Source organism: Pantoea vagans (assembly GCF_004792415.1).
GTDB classification, from domain to species: domain Bacteria; phylum Pseudomonadota; class Gammaproteobacteria; order Enterobacterales; family Enterobacteriaceae; genus Pantoea; species Pantoea vagans.
In genome coordinates, this window is sequence record NZ_CP038853.1 from 3,562,865 (window position 1) to 3,581,887 (window position 19,023).

The 19,023-nt window shown below is 58.7% G+C and carries 11 protein-coding genes; 1 reads left to right on the top strand and 10 read right to left on the bottom strand.

Translation table 11 applies throughout. The annotated features are described in order from the left end of the window. Positions 1-3: 3 nt before the first annotated feature. The 5 genes from EGO56_RS16800 to EGO56_RS16820 form a co-directional block, all read right to left on the bottom strand. Positions 4-3,105 carry an efflux RND transporter permease subunit gene (locus EGO56_RS16800; protein WP_135910297.1) on the bottom strand — a complete coding sequence of 1,034 codons (3,102 nt, stop codon included), beginning with the start codon at positions 3,103-3,105 and terminating at the stop codon, positions 4-6. After that, complete coding sequence (locus EGO56_RS16805; RefSeq protein WP_135910298.1) at positions 3,102-6,338, bottom strand: efflux RND transporter permease subunit; 3,237 nt, start codon at positions 6,336-6,338, stop codon at positions 3,102-3,104. Before EGO56_RS16805 ends, EGO56_RS16800 begins: the two co-directional genes overlap by 4 nt. Beyond that, positions 6,335-7,543 carry an efflux RND transporter periplasmic adaptor subunit gene (locus EGO56_RS16810; protein ID WP_135910299.1) on the bottom strand — a complete coding sequence of 403 codons (1,209 nt, stop codon included), beginning with the start codon at positions 7,541-7,543 and terminating at the stop codon, positions 6,335-6,337. The genes EGO56_RS16805 and EGO56_RS16810 overlap by 4 nt, the downstream gene beginning before the upstream one ends. A 427-nt stretch (positions 7,544-7,970) precedes the next feature. Further along, on the bottom strand, positions 7,971-9,710 hold the full coding sequence (locus tag EGO56_RS16815) for a penicillin-binding transpeptidase domain-containing protein (RefSeq protein WP_013359930.1): 1,740 nt from the start codon (positions 9,708-9,710) through the stop codon (positions 7,971-7,973). 278 nt (positions 9,711-9,988) lie between these two features. Continuing rightward, positions 9,989-12,262, bottom strand: coding sequence for a molybdopterin-dependent oxidoreductase (locus EGO56_RS16820; RefSeq protein ID WP_135910300.1), 2,274 nt, complete (start codon positions 12,260-12,262; stop codon positions 9,989-9,991). 192 nt (positions 12,263-12,454) lie between these two features. On the opposite strand from EGO56_RS16820, the gene galR reads away from it, so the two are divergent. Further along, positions 12,455-13,456 carry an HTH-type transcriptional regulator GalR gene (gene galR / locus EGO56_RS16825; RefSeq protein WP_003851033.1) on the top strand — a complete coding sequence of 334 codons (1,002 nt, stop codon included), beginning with the start codon at positions 12,455-12,457 and terminating at the stop codon, positions 13,454-13,456. 139 nt (positions 13,457-13,595) lie between these two features. Here galR and EGO56_RS16830 read toward each other — a convergent pair whose 3' ends face one another. From EGO56_RS16830 to EGO56_RS16850, 5 genes are read right to left on the bottom strand one after another with little or no spacing between them, the layout of a single operon-like run. Continuing rightward, a complete protein-coding gene (locus tag EGO56_RS16830; RefSeq protein ID WP_135910301.1) occupies positions 13,596-14,597 on the bottom strand; it encodes a hypothetical protein in 1,002 nt (333 codons plus the stop codon). A gap of 4 nt (positions 14,598-14,601) precedes the next feature. Further along, positions 14,602-15,540, bottom strand: coding sequence for an ACP S-malonyltransferase (locus tag EGO56_RS16835; RefSeq protein WP_135910302.1), 939 nt, complete (start codon positions 15,538-15,540; stop codon positions 14,602-14,604). Between the two features lie 10 nt (positions 15,541-15,550). Further along, the gene (locus EGO56_RS16840) at positions 15,551-16,933 is read right to left on the bottom strand and encodes a hypothetical protein (protein WP_135910303.1); all 1,383 of its coding nucleotides are present in this window, start codon (positions 16,931-16,933) and stop codon (positions 15,551-15,553) included. After that, positions 16,930-17,667 (bottom strand): outer membrane lipoprotein-sorting protein, encoded by a 738-nt coding sequence (locus tag EGO56_RS16845; protein WP_238349025.1) that lies wholly within the window; start codon positions 17,665-17,667, stop codon positions 16,930-16,932. The genes EGO56_RS16840 and EGO56_RS16845 overlap by 4 nt, the downstream gene beginning before the upstream one ends. Before the next feature lie 57 nt (positions 17,668-17,724). After that, the gene (locus tag EGO56_RS16850; protein WP_420371902.1) at positions 17,725-19,023 is read right to left on the bottom strand and encodes an ABC transporter permease; all 1,299 of its coding nucleotides are present in this window, start codon (positions 19,021-19,023) and stop codon (positions 17,725-17,727) included.

Below are 19,023 nucleotides of genomic sequence, written 5' to 3' on the forward strand. Positions count from 1 at the left end.
GGATCAGGATTCCGCATGGCGCAGACGACGCCATTGACGTTGAGTGGCACGGCCCAGACGGTCGAGCCACAGATAAACAACCGGTGTGGTAAACAGCGTCAGCAGCTGGCTGAGCGCCAGTCCGCCCGCGATGGCAATCCCCAGCGGGCTGCGCAGATCGGCATCACCGCCGCTGCCCAGCGCCAGCGGCAACGCGCCGAAGAAGGCGGCCAGCGTAGTCATCATGATCGGCCGGAAGCGCATCAGGCACGCCTGGGTGATCGCCTGCTGCGGCGACATGCCCTGCCGCCGTTCCGCGTCGATGGCAAAATCGATCATCATGATGGCGTTCTTTTTCACGATGCCAATCAGCAGGATGATGCCAATCAGCGCGATCACCGTGAGCTGCGTGTTGGTCAGCAGCAGCAGTAACAGCGCGCCGACGCCCGCAGACGGCAGCGTCGAAAGAATGGTCAGCGGATGGATGTAGCTCTCGTAGAGCACGCCGAGCACGATATAAACCGCTGCCAGCGCCGCCAGAATCAGCCACGGCATGGTGGCGGTCAGCTGGGAAAAGGCGGCGGCGGTACCGGCAAAACCGGCATGAATGGTCGATGGCAGGCCCAGCTTCGCCATCGCCTGTTTAATGAGTAACTGCGCCTGCTCCAGCGAGATGCCCTCATTGAGGTTGAATGCTACGGTACTGGTGGCGGACTGGCCCTGATGCGCCACCGACAGCGGCGCATTGCCGCCGCTGAAGCGGGCAAAGGCGGAGAGCGGCACGCGGTCACCGCTGTCATTAATCACATAAAGCTGCTGCAGCGTCTCAGGATTCGCGGTGTCGCTGTCCTGCAGCGACATCACCACGTGATACTGATTCAGGGTGTGATAGAGCGTGGCGATCTGCCGCTGGCTGAACGCATTGTTCAGCAGCGTATCGAGCATTTTCACGTTGACGCCCAGCCGGGTAGCACGGTCGCGGTCAATGGTCAGCTCCACCTCCTGCCCGCCGGTCTGCGAGTCGGAGTCCACGCTGTTGAGCTGGGGGATCGCCGCCAGCGCCGCCTGCACTTTCGGCGTCCAGATCCGCAGCAGATCCAGATCGTCCGCCTGCAGGCTGTACTGATACGTGGCGTTAGCGCTGCGTCCGCCAATGTGCAGATCCTGCGCCGCCATCAGGAACATCTGCGCCCCGGCGATGTGGCTGGTTTTACGCGTCAGCCGGTTGGCCACTTCGCTGGCCGTGGCATCACGCTGGTCAAAGTCCTTCAGCCGCACAAAGAAGTTGGCGCTGTTGCGGGAGCCAAACATCCCGCTGCCCATCGACGACATCACGCTTTCGACCGCCGGATCCTCCTGAATGATTTTGGTGAACATCAGCATTTTCGGCTTCATCGCCTGAAATGAAATGTTCTGATCGGCGCGCAGCGCGCCCATCAGTAGCCCGGTGTCCTGGTTCGGGAAAAAGCCCTTCTGCACTACGGTAAAGAGAAAAACATTCAGCAGCACGGTCAGCAGCAGACTGAGCAGCGTCAGTTTCTGATGGCGCATCACCCAGGCCAGCCCGCGCCCGTAGGCGGCCAGCAGGCGGTTCAGCTGATTTTCAATAAACTGATAAAGCGGATGCGGCCGCTGGCTGACGGGCGGCTTTGGTTTCAGCAGACGTGCGCAGAGCATCGGCGTCAGGCTGAGCGAGACAAACAGCGAGATCAGCAGCGACACGGTGAGCGTCACGGCAAACTCGCGGAACAGTCGCCCGACAATGCTGCCCATCAGCAGGATCGGGATGAACACCGCAATCAGCGACACGGTCATTGACAGCACGGTGAAACTCACCTCCTGCGCCCCGCGCAGCGCCGCCCGCAGCGGGCTCAACCCGCGCTCAATGTGACGGGTGATGTTCTCCAGCACCACAATCGCATCATCCACCACGAAGCCGGTGGAGATAATCAGCGCCATCAGCGACAGGTTATCCAGACTGTATCCCAGCAGGTACATCACCGCGCAGGTGCCGATCAGCGACACCGGCAGCGCCAGCGCCGGAATGATCACCGCCTGCAGATTGCGCAGGAAAACAAACACCACCGCAATGACCAGCAGCACCGCGATCAGCAGCGTCTCTTCGGTGTCATACAGCGAGGCGCGCACGCCGGGCGAGCGGTCAACCACCACTTTCAGCTGGCTGTCCGCGGGCAGGCTCTTTTCCAGCAGCGGCAGCTGCGCTTTGATCGCATCGATGGTTTCGAGCATGTTAGCGCCCGCCTGACGTTTGATGCCGATCATCACCGCAGGCGTGGCATTCAGAAATCCCGCCTGATAGCGATCTTCCACCGAGTCATAGACGGTGGCGACGTCGCGCAGCCGTACCGCCTTGCCCTGCTGATACGTGATGATCAGATCGCGATAGCTGGCGGCTTTTTCCAGCTGGCCGTTGCTGTCCACCAGCCACGACTGGTCACTGCCCTGCAAAATTCCCTTGGGCAGATTGGTGGTGCTGTTGGCAACGGCGGCACGCACCGTCTCCAGCGAGATGCCGTAATGGGTCAGCTTCAGCAGCTGCAGATCAATCCGCACCGCGGGCAAGGCGCTGCCCATCAGTGACACTTCGCCCACGCCCTGCACCTGCCCCATTGCCTGTTCGATCTTGCTCTCCGCCAGATCGTAAAGCTCGCCGGGTGTGCGGGTGGCGGAGGTCAGCGCCAGCATCACAATCGGCGCATCCGACGGGTTGGCTTTGCGATAAGTTGGCAGCGAGGCCATCGCGCTCGGCAGCAGGCTACGCGACGCGTTGATCGCCGCCTGCACGTCGCGCGCCGCGCCGTTGATATCGCGGTCCAGCTCAAACTGCAGGATGATGCTGCTGGAGCCCTGCGAACTGCTGGAGGTCATCTCACTGATACCGGCAATCTGCCCCAGCGAACGTTCCAGCGGGGTGGCGACCGTCGCCGCCATGGTTTCCGGGCTGGCTCCCGCCAGGCTGGCGCTGACCATGATGGTCGGAAAATCGACCTGCGGCAGCGGTGCCACCGGCAGCAGCCGGTAGCCCAGCGCGCCGAGCAGCAGGATCGCCAGCGTCAGCAGCAGCGTCGCCACCGGACGAAAGATAAACAGCCGGGTCAGATTCATTGCCCGCTCCGCGCCTGCTGCTGACGGCGTTTCACCCAGGCGTTGCCGCGCTGCGCCAGCCCGTCAAACCAGAGGTAGATGACCGGCGTGGAGAAGAGCGTCAGCACCTGACTGACAATCAGCCCGCCGACAATCACCAGCCCCAGCGGCTGACGCAGTTCGGCACCCGAGCCGGAGGCGAGCATCAGCGGCAGCGCGCCGAGCAGCGCCGCCATCGTCGTCATCAGGATCGGGCGGAAGCGCAGCAGGCAGGCCTGATGAATCGCCTCACGCGCGCTGAGGTGCTGCTGATGTTCCGCCTCCAGTGCGAAGTCGATCATCATAATGGCGTTCTTTTTCACGATGCCGATCAGCAGGATGACGCCAATCAGCGCAATCAGGCTGAACTCCGTGCCCGCCAGCAGCAGCGTCAGCAGCGCGCCCACCGCCGCCGACGGCAGCGTAGAGAGAATCGTGACCGGATGGATAAAGCTTTCGTAGAGGATACCGAGCACCACATACATGGTGATCAGCGCCGCCAGAATCAGCCACAGCGTGTTGCCGGTGGCGCTCTGGAACGCCGAGGTTTCCCCCTGATAGCGCAGCGTAGTGCTCTCCGGCAGCTGCAGCTGCTGGCGCACCTCCGCAATTGCCTGCTGACCATCCTCCAGCGAGTAGCCTGGATTAAGGTTGAAGGAGATCATCACCGCCGGGAACTGATTCAGTCGCATATGCATCAGCGAACCGGTGCGCTGATGAATCGTCGCAATAGCGGTGAGTTTCACCATCCCGCTGCTGGCCGTAGTGCTGTCCGAACCTGAGGTCGACGTCGACGTTGATGAAGACGTTGATGAAGACGTGGATGAAGAGGTGGACGAAGAGGCAGATGACGTCGTGCTGGTGGATGACGACGAACTGCTGCTGGTGGACGGCTGCAGATAAACATCATCAAACGACGCCGGCCCCTGCTGGTAAGCAGGCGCCACTTCCAGCACCACCCGATACTGATTCGACTGGGTAAAAATAGTCGAGACCAGCCGCTGACCAAACGCGTTATAGAGCGCAGTGTCCACGTCCGATGCGGTAATGCCGAAACGCGCCGCTTTGTCGCGGTTCAGCTCCACGTAAGAGACACGCCCCTGATCCTGGAGGTTACTCACCACCCCATTAAACTCGGGCCGCTGCTGCAAGGCCGCCACCAGTTTCGGCGACGTGCGGACCAGATTTTCACTGTCGGCGTCGTCAAGGGTGAACTGATACTGACTCGGCGACACCTGATCGTTGACGGTGAGATCCTGCGCTGGCTGCAGATAGAGCCGGATACCCGGCACGCTGGCGGTCGCCTGGTTCAGCTGGCTGATGACCTCGCTGGCACTGAGATCGCGCGAGCCAAACGGCTTAAGGTTGATCTGCAACCGTCCGCTGTTGAGACTGGTGTTGGTGCCGTCGATACCGATGGTCGATGAGACACTCTCCACCGCCGGGTTTTTCAGGATAAGTTTAGAGAGCGCCTGCTGGCGCGTAGCCATCGCGTTAAACGAGACATCCTGTGAGGCGACGGTAACGCCCTGAATCAGCCCGGTATCCTGCGTCGGGAAGAAGCCTTTCGGCACCATCAGATAGAGCAGCGCCGTCAGCCCGAAGGTCGCCAGCGCCACCAGCAGCGTCAGTTTCTGATGATTCAGCACTACGGTCAGCAGCCGGTCATAGCCGCGCACCAGCCGGTCAAACAGCGCGCCGCCCTTGCGGGCAAAGGTTGACTGCTGCTCTGGCGGAATGTGCCGCAGCAGATACGCGCACAGCATCGGGGTCAGCGTCAGCGACACCAGCATCGATACCAGGATCGTCACCGCCAGCGTAATCGCGAACTCCCGGAACAGCCGCCCGACCACATCGCCCATAAACAGCAGCGGGATCAGCACCGCAATCAGTGAAAAGGTCAGCGAAATGATGGTGAAGCCAATCTGCTGTGAGCCTTTCAGCGCGGCTTCCATCGGTGACTCGCCCTGCTCCAGCCGCCGGGAGATGTTCTCGACCACCACGATCGCGTCATCGATGACAAAGCCGGTGGCGATGGTCAGCGCCATCAGCGACAGATTATTCAGGCTGAAGCCCGCCAGATACATCACGCCAAAGGTGCCGACCAGCGACAGCGGCACCGCCACGCTGGGGATCAGCGTGGCGGCCACATTACGCAGGAACAGAAAGGTCACCATTACCACCAGCGCAATCGACAGCATTAACTCAAACTGCACGTCGCTGATTGAGGCACGAATGGTCTGGGTGCGGTCGGAGAGAATGGTCATCTTCACCCCGTCCGGCAGCGCCGCCTGCAATGCAGGAAGCTGCGCCTTGATGTTGTCCACCACCTGAATCACGTTTGCGCCGGGCTGACGCTGCACGCTGATGACAATCGCGGGCTGGTTATTGGCCCATGCGGACTGGAAGCTGTTCTCCGGACCCTGTTCAATATGGGCGATATCTTTCAGGCGCAGCGCCGCGCCGTTCTCGTAAGTGAGGATCAGGTTGCCGTACTCTTCAGCGGTGCGCAGCTGATCGTTGGCGTCGATGGTGACCGAATGATATTTGCCGTCAAAGCCGCCTTTGGAGCCATTGACGTTGCTGTTGCCGATCAGCGTGTTCACCGCCTCCAGCGTCAGATGATGCGCCGCCAGCGCCTGCGGGTTCATCTGCACCCGAATTGCGGGCTGATGACCGCCCGCCAGCGTCACCATGCCGACGCCGGAAATCTGCGACAGCTTCAGCGCCACCCGGGTATTCACCAGATCCTGCACCTCTGTCAGCGGCAGCGTGTCTGAACTGGCTGCCAGCGTCACCACCGCGCTGTCCGCCGGATTGACCTTTTTGTAGGTCGGCGGATTAGGCAGATCGTCAGGCAGCAGGTTATTTGCCGCGTTAATGGCCGCCTGTACTTCCTGCTCGGCGACATCCAGCGACAGATCGAGGCTGAACTTCAGGGTAATGATCGACGAGCCGCTGGCGCTGGTGGAGCTCATCTGGCTCAGCCCCGCCATCTGCCCTAACTGACGCTCCAGCGGTGAGGTGACCGACGACGCCATGACATCCGGGCTGGCGCCCGGATAAAGCGTGGTGACCTGAATGGTCGGATAGTCGACCTGCGGCAACGCCGAGGTCGACAGGAATTTATAGGCAAAGATGCCCGCGATTAGCACGCCGACCATCAGCAGAATGGTGGCGACCGGACGCAGAATAAACAGGCGAGACGGATTCATTTCGATACAGCACCGGCAGCGGGCGTCTCATCCGCCAGCGTGACTTTGCTGCCGCTGGTCAGACGATCGATCCCTTCCGTCACCAGCCGATCGCCCGGCGAAACGCCGCTGAGGATCGCCTGCTGATCGTCGCCGAACGCCGGTCCGGTGGTGACCGCTTTGCGCGTGACGGTATGATCTTTGTTGATCACAAAGACGAAGCTGCCATCGCTGCTGAGCTGCAGCGCCTGCGCCGGGATCACCGTCGCGCCTTTCAGCACCCGGGTCTGCAGCCTGATATTCACAAACTGGTTAGCAAACAGCGCTTCATCCCGGTTGGCAAACATCGCCTTCAGCGCCACGGTGCCGGTGGCGGTGTCGATCTGGTTGCTGATGAACTTCACTTCGCCGCTGGCGAGCGGATGCTGATTATCCTGATCGAACAGCGTCGCGGGCAAGCTTTGCCCCTGATGCAGCACGCTGACCAGCGCCGGGATGTCGCTTTGTGGCACGCTAAAGGTGACGGCGGCGGGCTGCATCTGAGTGATGGTGACCAGGCCGGTACTGCTGGAGCTCTGTACCATGTTGCCGGGATCGACCTGACGCAGACCGACGCGCCCGCTGATCGGGGCGGTGATCCGGGCATACTCAATGCTCAGCTTCGCACTGGCAATCTGCGCCTGATCGGCGGCGACAGCGCCGCGATACTGCCCGACGGTGGCAATCTGACTGTCCAGATCCTGACGCGCCAGCGCATCCTGCGCCGCCAGTTTGCGGTAACGCGCCAGCGTCAGCTCGGCACTTTTCAGCAGCGCCTGGTTTTCGCTGAGTTCAGCCTGATACTGGTTCAGCGTCGCCTGATAGCTGCGCGGATCGATCTGCGCCAGTAGCTGCCCGGCGCTGACCTTCTGCCCCTCAGTGAAGAAAACCTGCTCCAGCTGACCGTCAACGCGGCTGGTCACCGTCACGCTGGCGTTGGGGATCACCGTGCCGAGCGCGTTCAGCCACACCGGCACATCCGCCGTGCTGGCGACGCCGCTGTGAACCAGCGTTGCACCGCCGCCCATCATGCCAGGCGCACCCGGTCTGCCCGGCGGCATTCCCTCACCCGGCCCGTGCCCCGAAGAGAGCAGACGCCAGATAACGCCCGCGACAATCGCAACAACCAGCAACAGGAGCAGCCATTTAAGCCCAAAGGAACGCGCGGGGCGAGAAAGGTGAGTCATCGTCGAACTCTTCAGATAAGCAGAAAAAGAAATCCCGGAACGTGCGGAATGCGGCAGTGAAAACCGGCTGTGGCGAGCAAAAAAACGCCAGGCGTCACGGCGGCCATTATCGGTGAAAGGCGACGCGCGTTTCTACCGGCAAACTGTCAGGGTTTCGTTAAGAACGATGATGATTTAACGGCGGTTGATACAGCCGAAAAGACAGGGCCCGGTGCGCAGGCAAAAAAAAACCCACGCATCTGCGTGGGTCGGTGTAATAACAGGGTCTCACTGCCGAAGCGGTGTTGTTTTCACACCCATCAATACCTCTGGGACTGCTATCCTCGCACTGTTTGACCGCGCGGAGACAGCAGGAAAACGCAACCGAATTCGGGGAAGTGCAACGAGGTGTGTATATCCTTCACGCCTCGCTTACACTCTGATTTAACTAAGATTTGTCCGAAGGGCTGGCCGCAGGCCTGGTGTAGATGGCATCCGGCGCAACGTTCATGTGTTTCAGTACCGGCCCCATGATGTTGCCGAATACCGGCGCAGCAACCGAACCACCGAAGTGATCGCCCGCCGTCGGATGGTTGATCATCACCACCAGCGCCACTTCAGGATGGCTGGCGGGCGCGATACCGGCGGTGTAGTTGACGTAGCCGCCATCATACTTGCCGCTGGTGCCCATCTTTTCCGCCGTACCGGTTTTGGTTGCCAGACGGTAGCCCGGCACCGCCGCTTTCAGTCCGGTTCCGCCCGGTAGCACGTCGCTCTCCAGCATATGCACCACCTCTTTCACCGTTTCCGGATTGGCAACCTGGCGGCCCATGACCGGTGGCGTGACGCGGGTGATCGACAGCGGACGGTAAACGCCATAAGAGCCGAGCGTGGCGTATTCGCGGGCAATCTGCAGCGGCGTGACGCGCAGGCCATAACCAAAGGAGAAAGTGGCACGCTCAATGTCAGCCCAGCGGGCACGGTGCAGCGGGAAGTAACCGACGCTTTCGCCGGTCAGCCCTAATCCGGTCGGTTTGCCCAGGCCAAACGCATGATAGGTATTCACCAGCGCTTCCGCGGGCATCGCCAGCGCGAGATGAGAGACCCCGATGTCGCTCGATTTTTGCAGAATGCCGGTCATGGTCAGGCGCGGCCAGTGACCCACGTCGCGGATCAGGTGGCCGTTCACGCTGTAAGGCGTGGTGTCGATCACCGAGTCCGGGCGAACCAGATGGCGCTCCAGCGCTTCCATCACCACTAACGGCTTGACGGTCGATCCCGGTTCGTAGCTGTCATTGATGGCCGAGTTACGCATCTGCGCCGGGGTGGCCCCTTCATAGTTGTTGGGGTTGAACGACGGATAAGAGGCCATCGCCAGAATCTCGCCGGTGTCGATTTTCACCAGCACGGCGGCACCCGAGTCCGCCTTGTTGATCAGCACGCCGTCGCGCAGTTTGCTGTAAAGCGTGTACTGGTCATATTTGTCGATGCTGAGCTGGACCGTTGGCGGCTGCGTCGGCGGCTGGTAGTTGATCATCGCGATGATATTGCCTGCCGCATCCTGACGATAGACCTCTTTGCCCGGCTCGCCCTGCAAGACCTTATCAAAGCCTTTTTCCAGCCCGTTCAGGCCGACGTTATCCGCGCCGACGATGCCGATCAGTGGCGCAGAGGCTTCACTCATCGGATAGAAACGGCTGTCGTCATAAACTTCACTGATGCCTTTCAGCTTCAGCTCTTTAATGTCTTTGGCGATGCCCAGTTCGACTTTACGTCCCAGATAGAGGAAGCGACGTTTCGGGTTGGCGGTGATCTGCGCCGCCAGCTCTTCGGGACGGGTGTTCAGCGCGGCCGCAAGATAGGCCCATTTGGCACTGGTAAAATCGGGGTTGCTCTCCAGCACGCGCAGTGGATCCGCAATCACGTCGCGCGATGGCACGCTGAGCGCCAGCGCTTCGCCGTTACGATCCAGCAGGGTGCCGCGACTGGTCGGTAGCGTGACGGTTCGCAGCGATCGCTGATCCGCTTCGTGCTCCAGCATCGGCTGATTCAGGAACTGCAGGTCCGCGACGCGCGCCAGCAGCACCACCAGGCAGGTCGTGACACCGAGGCAGATTAGCCGAAAACGAAAAGGGTTAAAGGGCGCTTTTATCTGGTCTTTTCCCAGTAGTTTTTTAATCCGGGGCATGGCATTCCGCTGCGCAAAATAAAGAGAAAGGGGCTGGTGCCAGCAGTTATAAAGAAAGCGCTGGCCGTATAACAGGAAAACTGTGTATCAGTTCGTTATTGGCAACGGATTTTTGGCAAAAAAAACCTGCGCATCTGCGCAGGTTGGTGTAATCAAGAAAATCTATTGATGTTCACCCATCAATACCTCTGGGACCCTGAATGTAGCAAAGGGGATTGATCGGCTGCCATCGCCTAAACGCAACAGTTACCCGCAAAATGTAACCAGCCATGAGATCCTTACGCTATTGTGCAATCCTGATGTTTTTTGATTTCCACCAGGCAACTCATGGCGTTTGGCCCCTGCGTCAGCGACGAGGTGCTGATGTCGAGCGTCAGCACGTTGGGGTTACCCGCGCGATCGAAAGGCTGCCACGCCCTGCCGAAGCCCGGATCAAACCAGGCACCGGTGGCGATAATCACCACGCCCTGCGTTATACCCTCAGTGATGCGCACACCCGCCAGCATCACACCACGGGCGTTGCTCACCTCAATCTCATCGCCTTCCACCAGTCCGCGCGCGGCCGCATCCACTGGATGCATGCAGAGGGTTTCGTGGCCGGCCGTTTTGTTGCCCTGCACCGTGTCGGTGGCATCCAGCTGGCTGTGTAACCGGTCGGACGGCTGAATGGAGATCATGTGCAGCGGATAGTCACGGCTGACGGGCGAACCGAGCCACTCCTGCGGTTCACGCCACTCCGGATGACCGGCGAAATCGTCCAGCTGGTAGTCCGCAATGGTCTGGCTGAACAGCTCGATTTTGCCGCTGGCGGTTTTGATCGGATTCGCCTGCGGATCGGCGCGGAAATCCTCCATAAACTGGTAGGGCTTGCCGCCTTCCGGAATTTCCACAAAGCCGCGCTGCCAGAATTCATCAAACTCCGGGAAATCGATGCCCTTACGCTGATGCGCGGTGGCGCACTGCTGATAAAGATGCGCGATCCACTGCATCTCGTTGCGCCCTTCGGTAAAGGTGTCGCGATAGCCGAGACGCTCTGCTAAGTCGGCAAAAATATCGAAGTCGTTGCGCGCCTGATGCTGCGGCTTAATCGCCTGATGCATGGCCAGCACAAAGCGGTCACGTGACGAGCCGCCGATGTCGTTGCGCTCCAGTGTGGTCGTCGCGGGCAGCACGATGTCCGCCATCTGCGCCGCTGGCGTCCAGACGATATCCTGCACCACCACCGTATCGGGCCGTTGCCAGCCCTCCACCAGCCGGTTCAGCTGCTGATGATGGTGGAACGGATTGCCGCCCGCCCAGTGCACCATGTGGATGTCGGGATAGTGCAGCGTTTCACCCTGAAAGCGGTAAGGCTGGCCGGGGTTGAGCAGCATATCGCTGATGCGCGCCACCGGAATCGACAGTCCCGAAGGATTCGGGCCAGTGCTCATCATCGGCGCTGGCCCTTCCTGACGCGGGTTGCCGACGCTGTTCATCGACCCGTGACCAAAGGAGAACCCTGCGCCCGGCAGGCCAGGCTGACCGAGCATTGAGGAGAGCGCAATCATCATCCAGTAAGGCTGCTCGCCGCGATGGGCGCGCTGCACGGAATAGGAGCAGGTAATAAAGCTGCGCTTGCCGGTCAGTTGCTGCGCCAGCTGCACGATGCGGTCAGCCGGAATGCCAGTGATACGGCTGGCCCAGCCGGCGGTTTTCGCCACGCCGTCGGTTTCGCCCAGCAGATAGGCGCGCAGCTGCGGCCAGCCGGTGCAGTGGCTGGCGAGAAACGCCTCGTCAACCGCGCCGCGCTGGATGATCTCATGACCCAGCGCCAGCATCAGCGCCACGTCGGTGTTGGGGCGAATCGGGATCCATTCGGCGTTCACAAATTCCGGGCAGTCATCGCGCATCGGGCTGATGTTGATGACCGGCGTGCCTTTAGCCGCCAGCTGCATCAGCGCCGGTTTCAGGCTATGCTGCCCTGCGCCTCCCGAGGCGACCTGGGCGTTTTTCAGCGCCAGCCCGCCAAAGGCGACAAATATTTCGGCATGCTCCACTACCTGCGGCCACTCGGTAACACGTCCGGTTAGCGGCATATAGGTGCCGATTACATAGGGCAGGAAGAACTGCGCCGCGCCCCAGCTGTAGTTACCCTGCTGATCGACGCCGCCGCCACCCTGAAAGTAGAAGCGACGCACCAGCGTGCGGGCATGGTTGACGCGACCGGCCGATGACCAGCCGTAGGAGCCGTTAAAAATACCCGACGCACCGTAGCGCTCGCGGACGCGGCGATTCTCTTCCGCCACCAGATCCAGCGCGGTTTCCCAGTCCACGGCGACAAAATCTTCCCGGCCTCGCAGCGTGCGGTCGCTCTTCTCGCGTGACTTCAGCCACGAGCGGCGCACCATCGGCTGGCGAATGCGTTTGTCGGAGTAGACCAGCTCGGGAATGGTGTGGATCATCGGCGACGGATCGGCATCGGCGAAGAAAGGTTCGCAGCCAGTCAGACGATCGTTTTCAGTGACGGCGGTAAACGCGCCCCAGTGCGCCAGATGTGGCACTTTGGTTTTCATCGTTGTTTTTTTCACGGTAGCCAGGTGGGGAACTGAGCATAACATGGGGCGACGTCTCAGCAGAAGATGTGCCTGTGGGTCTGATTTTGCCCCTTTTTGCGACGACGCTGGCATTCTGTCGGGTTGATGTGTCCGCCCTTTTCCGTAACACTGATGCGATGTGTAAACGTTTTCCCCAAAGCAGGTCAACGCATGGCTACCATAAAGGATGTTGCGCGACTGGCGGGCGTTTCTGTCGCCACAGTCTCCCGTGTAATCAATAATTCTCCCAAAGCCAGCGACAGCTCCCGACAGGCCGTAGGCCAGGCGATGGAGCAGCTTCAGTATCACCCGAATGCCAACGCACGCGCGCTGGCGCAGCAATCGACCGAAACGCTCGGCCTGATTGTCGGTGACGTCTCCGATCCCTTTTTTGGCGCAATGGTGAAAGCCGTGGATGAAGTGGCAGGCGACACCGGTAACTTTTTGCTGATTGGTAACGGTTACCATAATGAGCAAAAAGAGCGGCAGGCGATTGAACAGCTGATGCGTCACCGCTGCGCGGCGCTGGTAGTGCACGCCAAGAAAATTCCCGACGCAGAACTGGAAGTGCTGATGAAGCAGGTGCCGGGTATGGTGCTGCTGAACCGCCTGATTAAAGGCTTTGAAAAGCGCTGTATTGCACTCGACGATCGCTACGGTGCCTGGCTGGCGACCCGCCATCTGATCCAGCTCGGCCACCAGAATATCGCCTTTATCTGCTCAACCCACACCATCTCTGATGCCGAAGATCGCCTGCAGGGTTACTACGATGCGCTGAAAGAGCACGGTCTGCCATGCAGCGATCGGCTGGTGACCTGGGGCGAACCGGACGAAGTGGGCGGTGAGCAGGCGATGACAGAACTGCTGGGACGCGGCAGGAATTTCACCGCCGTCGCCTGCTACAACGACTCCATGGCGGCGGGCGCGCTGGCGGTGCTGAGCGATAACGGCGTCCGCGTGCCGGAAGAGATGTCGCTGATCGGCTTCGATGATGTGCTGGTGTCGCGCTATGTGCGACCACGCCTCACGACGGTCCGCTATCCGATTGTCACGATGGCGCAGCAGGCGGCCCAACTGGCACTGGCGCTGGCCAACGATCTGCCGCTGCCGGAAGTGACCCACATGTTCAGCCCGACGCTGGTGCGCCGTCACTCGGTCAGCGGCCCGGCCTGACGCGGCAAGCGGAATCAGTCCGCTGCGATGGGAAAACCCCGCGCAGCGGACTGCCGCATCCTCTTCCTGCCTGGTTCATACCGGGTGCGTAAATCTCCTGTTCCGGCGCGTCATTACCGCCCTCTTCCGTCCGTCACCTCTACCACAGCGCGTTCTGGCGGCTGATCTCGCCCCAGCGTAAGTACATATCGCAGGACATCATGAAATCGTTATGCCACCTCCACCAGGCATGGAGCGCGTAGTAAGCCAGGCACGGCAGATAGCAGAGCAGGAAATAGACTTCGAACCACAGATTCCATCCCAGCAGCATGGCAATCAGTCCAGTCAGTGCCAGCCAGACAAACTCCACCGCAAGCAGCAACAGCAGCCGTAGCCACAGCGGTTTTTCATACAGCGCACGCAGCGGGGTCGCTGATGAGAACAGCAGGTCGATCTCGTTCATAAACAGATGACCCAGGAAGATATAGCGCCGGGTAAAGCGCAGAGAAAGCAGGTTTATCGCCAGCACCACCGCGCAGAGCACCAGCATGGTGATAATCGCTTTCAGCGTAAAGTAGTGCCCGTAAAGGTCAAATGCCTCGCGGTGACGCAACGGGGCGATGGTCAGCAGAGTCATCAGCAGGCTCATCAACACCGGCAGCGCCAGATAGTGTGAAAGCCGTCGGTAGCGCAGAGTATCCCTGGGCGCGACAAACACCTGTCTGATATAGCGTGGCCGCAGCAGGGCAAACAGCCCCCAGATCAGCAGCGGGGCCGTTACGGCCAGCACCGTCAGCGCAATGGCTGGCGGAGTCAGTAACAGTACAGCGCCGGTCAGGCCACCCGCCAGCAGCATCGCAAACGGCAGCACCACCAGGGGCGCATAAATAACGCGATCCGCGCGCTTCGGATCCTGATCCGCAAAGCAGCTCAGATCAACATTTTTGACCACGATTTTGTAGGCCCAGTAGGCGCGAAGATCGGCAATAAAGGCGTAGAGTATCAGCGCTAAAATCGCGCTCACACAGCCGATATCCTTCACGGAAAGCGAAAATCCGCTATTTTTCCAGTAAAAACCCAGCAGAGTCAGCGTCACCAGATAGATAACCGGCAGGGTCCTTTTATCCTGATAGCGAATAAAGGTGAAATAATCAGGGATCATAATTTTACTCTGACATCGCTATGGCGGTCCGGCTGTGCAGAACCGGATCGGCAGAGACACCGGAAAAGTCATTCAGCATCTGTCCCAGATAGGCTTTGTTGCTCATCTCAATGAACAGCGGCTGCGCAGAATGGTTCAGGCAGTGCAACAGGCTATCGCGCCATTTCACCGTGTGAGTCAGATGCAGTGACAGATTCTCTTTTATCCGGGCGGCATCCGACTCAGGCTGGCCGGTGACATTCATCAGCACCGGATGTTGCGGTGTGCTGATCGGCTGACCGGCGAGAAAATTCCGCATTGGCTCAACCCCCGCCTCCATCAACCGCGTATGCCAGGCCCCGCTGACGCCCAGCCTGATCGGGCTGTAGCCGTTCTCCAGCAGGACCTGACTGAATTGATTAAGCGCCGCAGCGGACCCGCCTATGACCTGCTGCTGTGGCGTGTTGTCGCAGCTGATATCCAGCGCGATACCGGAACGTTCAATCAGATCCCTGAGGGTGCCATAGTCGGCGCCCTTCAGCGCCAGCATGGATCCTTTGCAGACTTTACTGACCGCATCCATCGTGCTGGCACGAAAATGTAAGGCGCGGAACAGCGTCTCCAGCGAGAGTGCTCCGGCGGCAAATAGCGCGCTGTACTCGCCGACACTGTGGCCGCAGGAGGCGACGATCTGGCTGCCAGGGAAACGTTGCCGCCACAGGCTGAACAGCGACAGGTTGATCGCCGTGACCGCCAACTGCTGCACCGGAGTCTGTATCAGCTTATTCATCGGCCCTTTCAGGCAGACCCGACGCAGATCGCTGCCTGAAATATCGCTGGCACAATCCCAGATGGCGCGGGTGGTGTCATTCACCGCCCACAGATCGCTTCCCATCCCGATAAGGGGATTTCCCTGACCGGAAAAAAGCAGTACGACCGGGCGCGCCGGACTTTTAAGCGTCATGGTTATGTCCTTATAAGTAGTAATTGAAGCCAAGATAAATACCTACTGACTGGCCGAAGAGCGCAAACTCAGAATCGGCGCTGCCCAGCGCCGCACCCATCCCGCTAAACAGTTCAAGCCGCTCGCTGACGGCACTTAGCGGCGTACTGACGTGGAAGCCCGCCAGGGAACTGTTATCCACCAGATTGAGGATCAGATAGGGCTGCAGCCGGGTCTGTCCGGCAAACTGCAGGCTCGACCAGGCATTGAGATAGTGTTTCCCCTGCAGCATCCCTTTATTGCCGGTATTACTGATTTCAGATGACATCAGGTATTTGTAATCATCAAACGCCCGGTCAAGCGGGCCGAATCCGCTGCGGGTGTTGAGAAAACGCACCAGCTGACGCTGTTTTTGCCACCGGGAACGGGAATAGCCTTCACTCTGGAAATAGTATTCCAGCCCAAACACATCAAAGGTCTCTGAGGCATATTGCCCGCCAACCGCCAGCTCAACGCCCTGTTTATCTTCAGCCTGATAGAGCGAGGCGGGAAACGCATAGCGTTGAAGGGCGTTACGCTGAGCATCGGAGAGGTGACGCCAGCGCTGCGCAGTGTGATAGGCCGCCTCAGCATTCAGCGTCAGCTGAGGGGTGTAACGGAAGCTGTCAGAAAGCGCCACCGAGCGTGACTCCCCCAGAAGAACACGGACGCCGGGCGTATGGTCGCTGAACTGATGGGAGGTATAACTTAGCAGCCAGGCTTCACTGCTGTTTCCACGCTGGCTGGCGGACCAGTTGCCTGAAGAGAGATAGGGTTTATCGATTGTCGCCAGCCGCGGTACCAGCGTCAGGGACAACGCATGATCCGGGTTATCGGCCCGCAGGGTTGCCGCCCAGGAAGAGGAAGGATAGACCGAACGCATCTGCGGCTGATAAAACCGGGTCGGCTTAAAACCACCGTACCAGGTGCTGATAAGATCGTAAGGCGAATGCAGAAAAAAGAGCCCTGGCTTCGCTTTGAGTTTACCCGCCTCAAGCTGAACATGGTCTGATACCGCGTAAACCAGCCTGAGCTGTTCAATCAGCGCACGGGAACGGTGCGTATCACTTTCGAATACGCCGGTTGACCGGACGTTATACCAGGTCAGCCCGTAGAGTGAAAAATCGAGATTCAGCACATTATCTTTCAGCGAGCAGTTACTGGTGACGCTGATGCCCGCATCGTTATACAGATTGTTTCGGGTATAGGGATTTTTGCCCGCAATCTGCCACGGTGAAGTCTGTTTCTTCTGGTATGACATCTGCTCGAACAGCGTCACCGTGCTGTTTTGCGCTATCTCAGTACCCGAGAAGCAGCCAGCCCGCAGGCTCAGCGAAACAGCGCACAGTACTAATCCAGCCAGTACGCGCTTCATTTCAGCCCCCGCTGGATAGCCTCGCGGGTGAAATACGATTCCGGCAGTGATTCCAGACGGACGTCGCTGTATTCCATTACGGAATAACGCTGGCCGTGGCGGATATCCTTCACCACGATTTTCGTCGGGCGCATTTTGCCCAGTACCTTCTGAAAATTATGGTACGACACCTCTTTAAGCAGCTGTTTATCCAGCGAGTAGTAGGCGGCTTTGAAGGGGCGGTTATCCCCCTCTTTCTCGACGTAATAGATCACCTGAGGCCAGGTCACCTCTTCTGACCTGCGGTCTAATTGCAGCGAATAACAGACTTTGTCGCCGCACGGCACTTCTCCCAGTAATCTGGCGTGATAGGCATATTCAAAATTGGTCACAATGACATCGCCGTTGGAAATCTGCCCGACCAACCGCTGCTGGGGCGAAACCGGAATCGGACGGCGCAGTTCAGGCGTATAAAACCACAGCGCATACCAGTCAGAAAACAGCACCTTTCCACGATCGCGCGGCGGGTATATAAAACGCGCCAGCGAACGCGCATCAGCTTTGGTTTCCCCATCGGGCTTCATAAAGCGCATGGAGATATCCAGCACCTGTTTATTTTCAGGCTGCGTGGATCCCGCTTTATATTCGCCGATGGTTAGTGTGTAGCGGAAAGGCTTATTCGGCGAGCGAACGTCATCGGCACGCCGGATAATTTCAATCGCCTTTTCATCTGCGGGCGCTGAATAAGCCCACATCGGCCAGACTAAACAGGAGAGTGTTATTGCAACAGCTATGAACCCCATACCGCTTCCTTACGAGAATTTAAACGCATCCGAAATGTTAAGCCGCGAGGCACGCAGCGCTGGCAGCACCGAAGCACCGGTTGCCGTTAATATCGGCAGCACCAGCGTGATCCAGATAAGCGCCACGCTGTCCGTTTTAATAAATGCCGTATAGCCTACGGACTGGCCCGGCGACGGCGGCATCGCAATGCCGTAAACATTAATTACGCAGGCGATGAGATACCCCACGACCAGGCTGCCGACAGCGCCAGTGATGCCCGTCAATATTCCCTCAATTAAAAACAGTCTTGTCACATGCAGTGGTTTTAAACCAATCGCCCTGAGCGTGGTAATTTCCCGGGTACGTTCAATAATATTCATCGTCATGGCGTTGCCGATCATAAAGATGACAATCAGACTGACAATCAGCTTAATAAAGAAATAAATGCCGGACAGCAGTCCTTCGACTTGCTGATAAAAGAGTGAGACCTCTTTCCACTCTTTAACGATTAGCGGCAGGTTGTGCTTCGCAATAAAACGGCGCAGGTTGTCGGTGAAGACGGCGGTCTCATGCTCTTTCAGCAGGATCAGCACCTTACTTACGCCCCCGGTTCCCATAATACGTTGCGCGGTATCCAGGGGTATTTTCATCGCCACGTCATCGTAATCTTTGATGCCCGATTCAAACACACCGCGCAGCTTCATGGATAATGCCCCCTGCCCGCCATGCGTGTTGACCACCAGCACGTCAAGCCAGTCGTCGTAACGGGCATTAAGCGTTCTCGCCAGGCCGCTGCCCAGGGTAACTTCACTGGTTTTGACGCGTGACAAATCGCTGCCGGAAATTAACTTATCAAAAGAGCCCAGCGTTAATGCCGGTAAAGGCTCCACCCCCAGCGCAGAGAAATAGCTGGACGTTTCACTTTCATAGTGCGAAATCATCCCGGTAAACTCCAGCTGACCAGAAAGGGTCGATATATATCCGGCCAGATCCGGATCATTGAGAATTTCGCCCCTGAGCCAGCTATAGTTATCAATCAGACTTTTATTTTTATTGGAGGTGTCAAAATAGTTCTGGTTATAGATCTGAACATGCCCGACATTGGTACGTATCGTCTGCTCTTTTAAAATCCAGAATGAATAATCGATAAATCCGCCATATAAAAAAATCGACACACCGCCCAGCATGATGGCGGCCAGGGTTGAAAAGGAGCGTCGCTTGTGGCGGAAAAGATTTAAAAAGGCAAACTTTACATCCCGCGAACGATATAAAGCACACCAGATAATATAAATCAGAATGATAACAACCATACCATTGGCTAAAAGCAT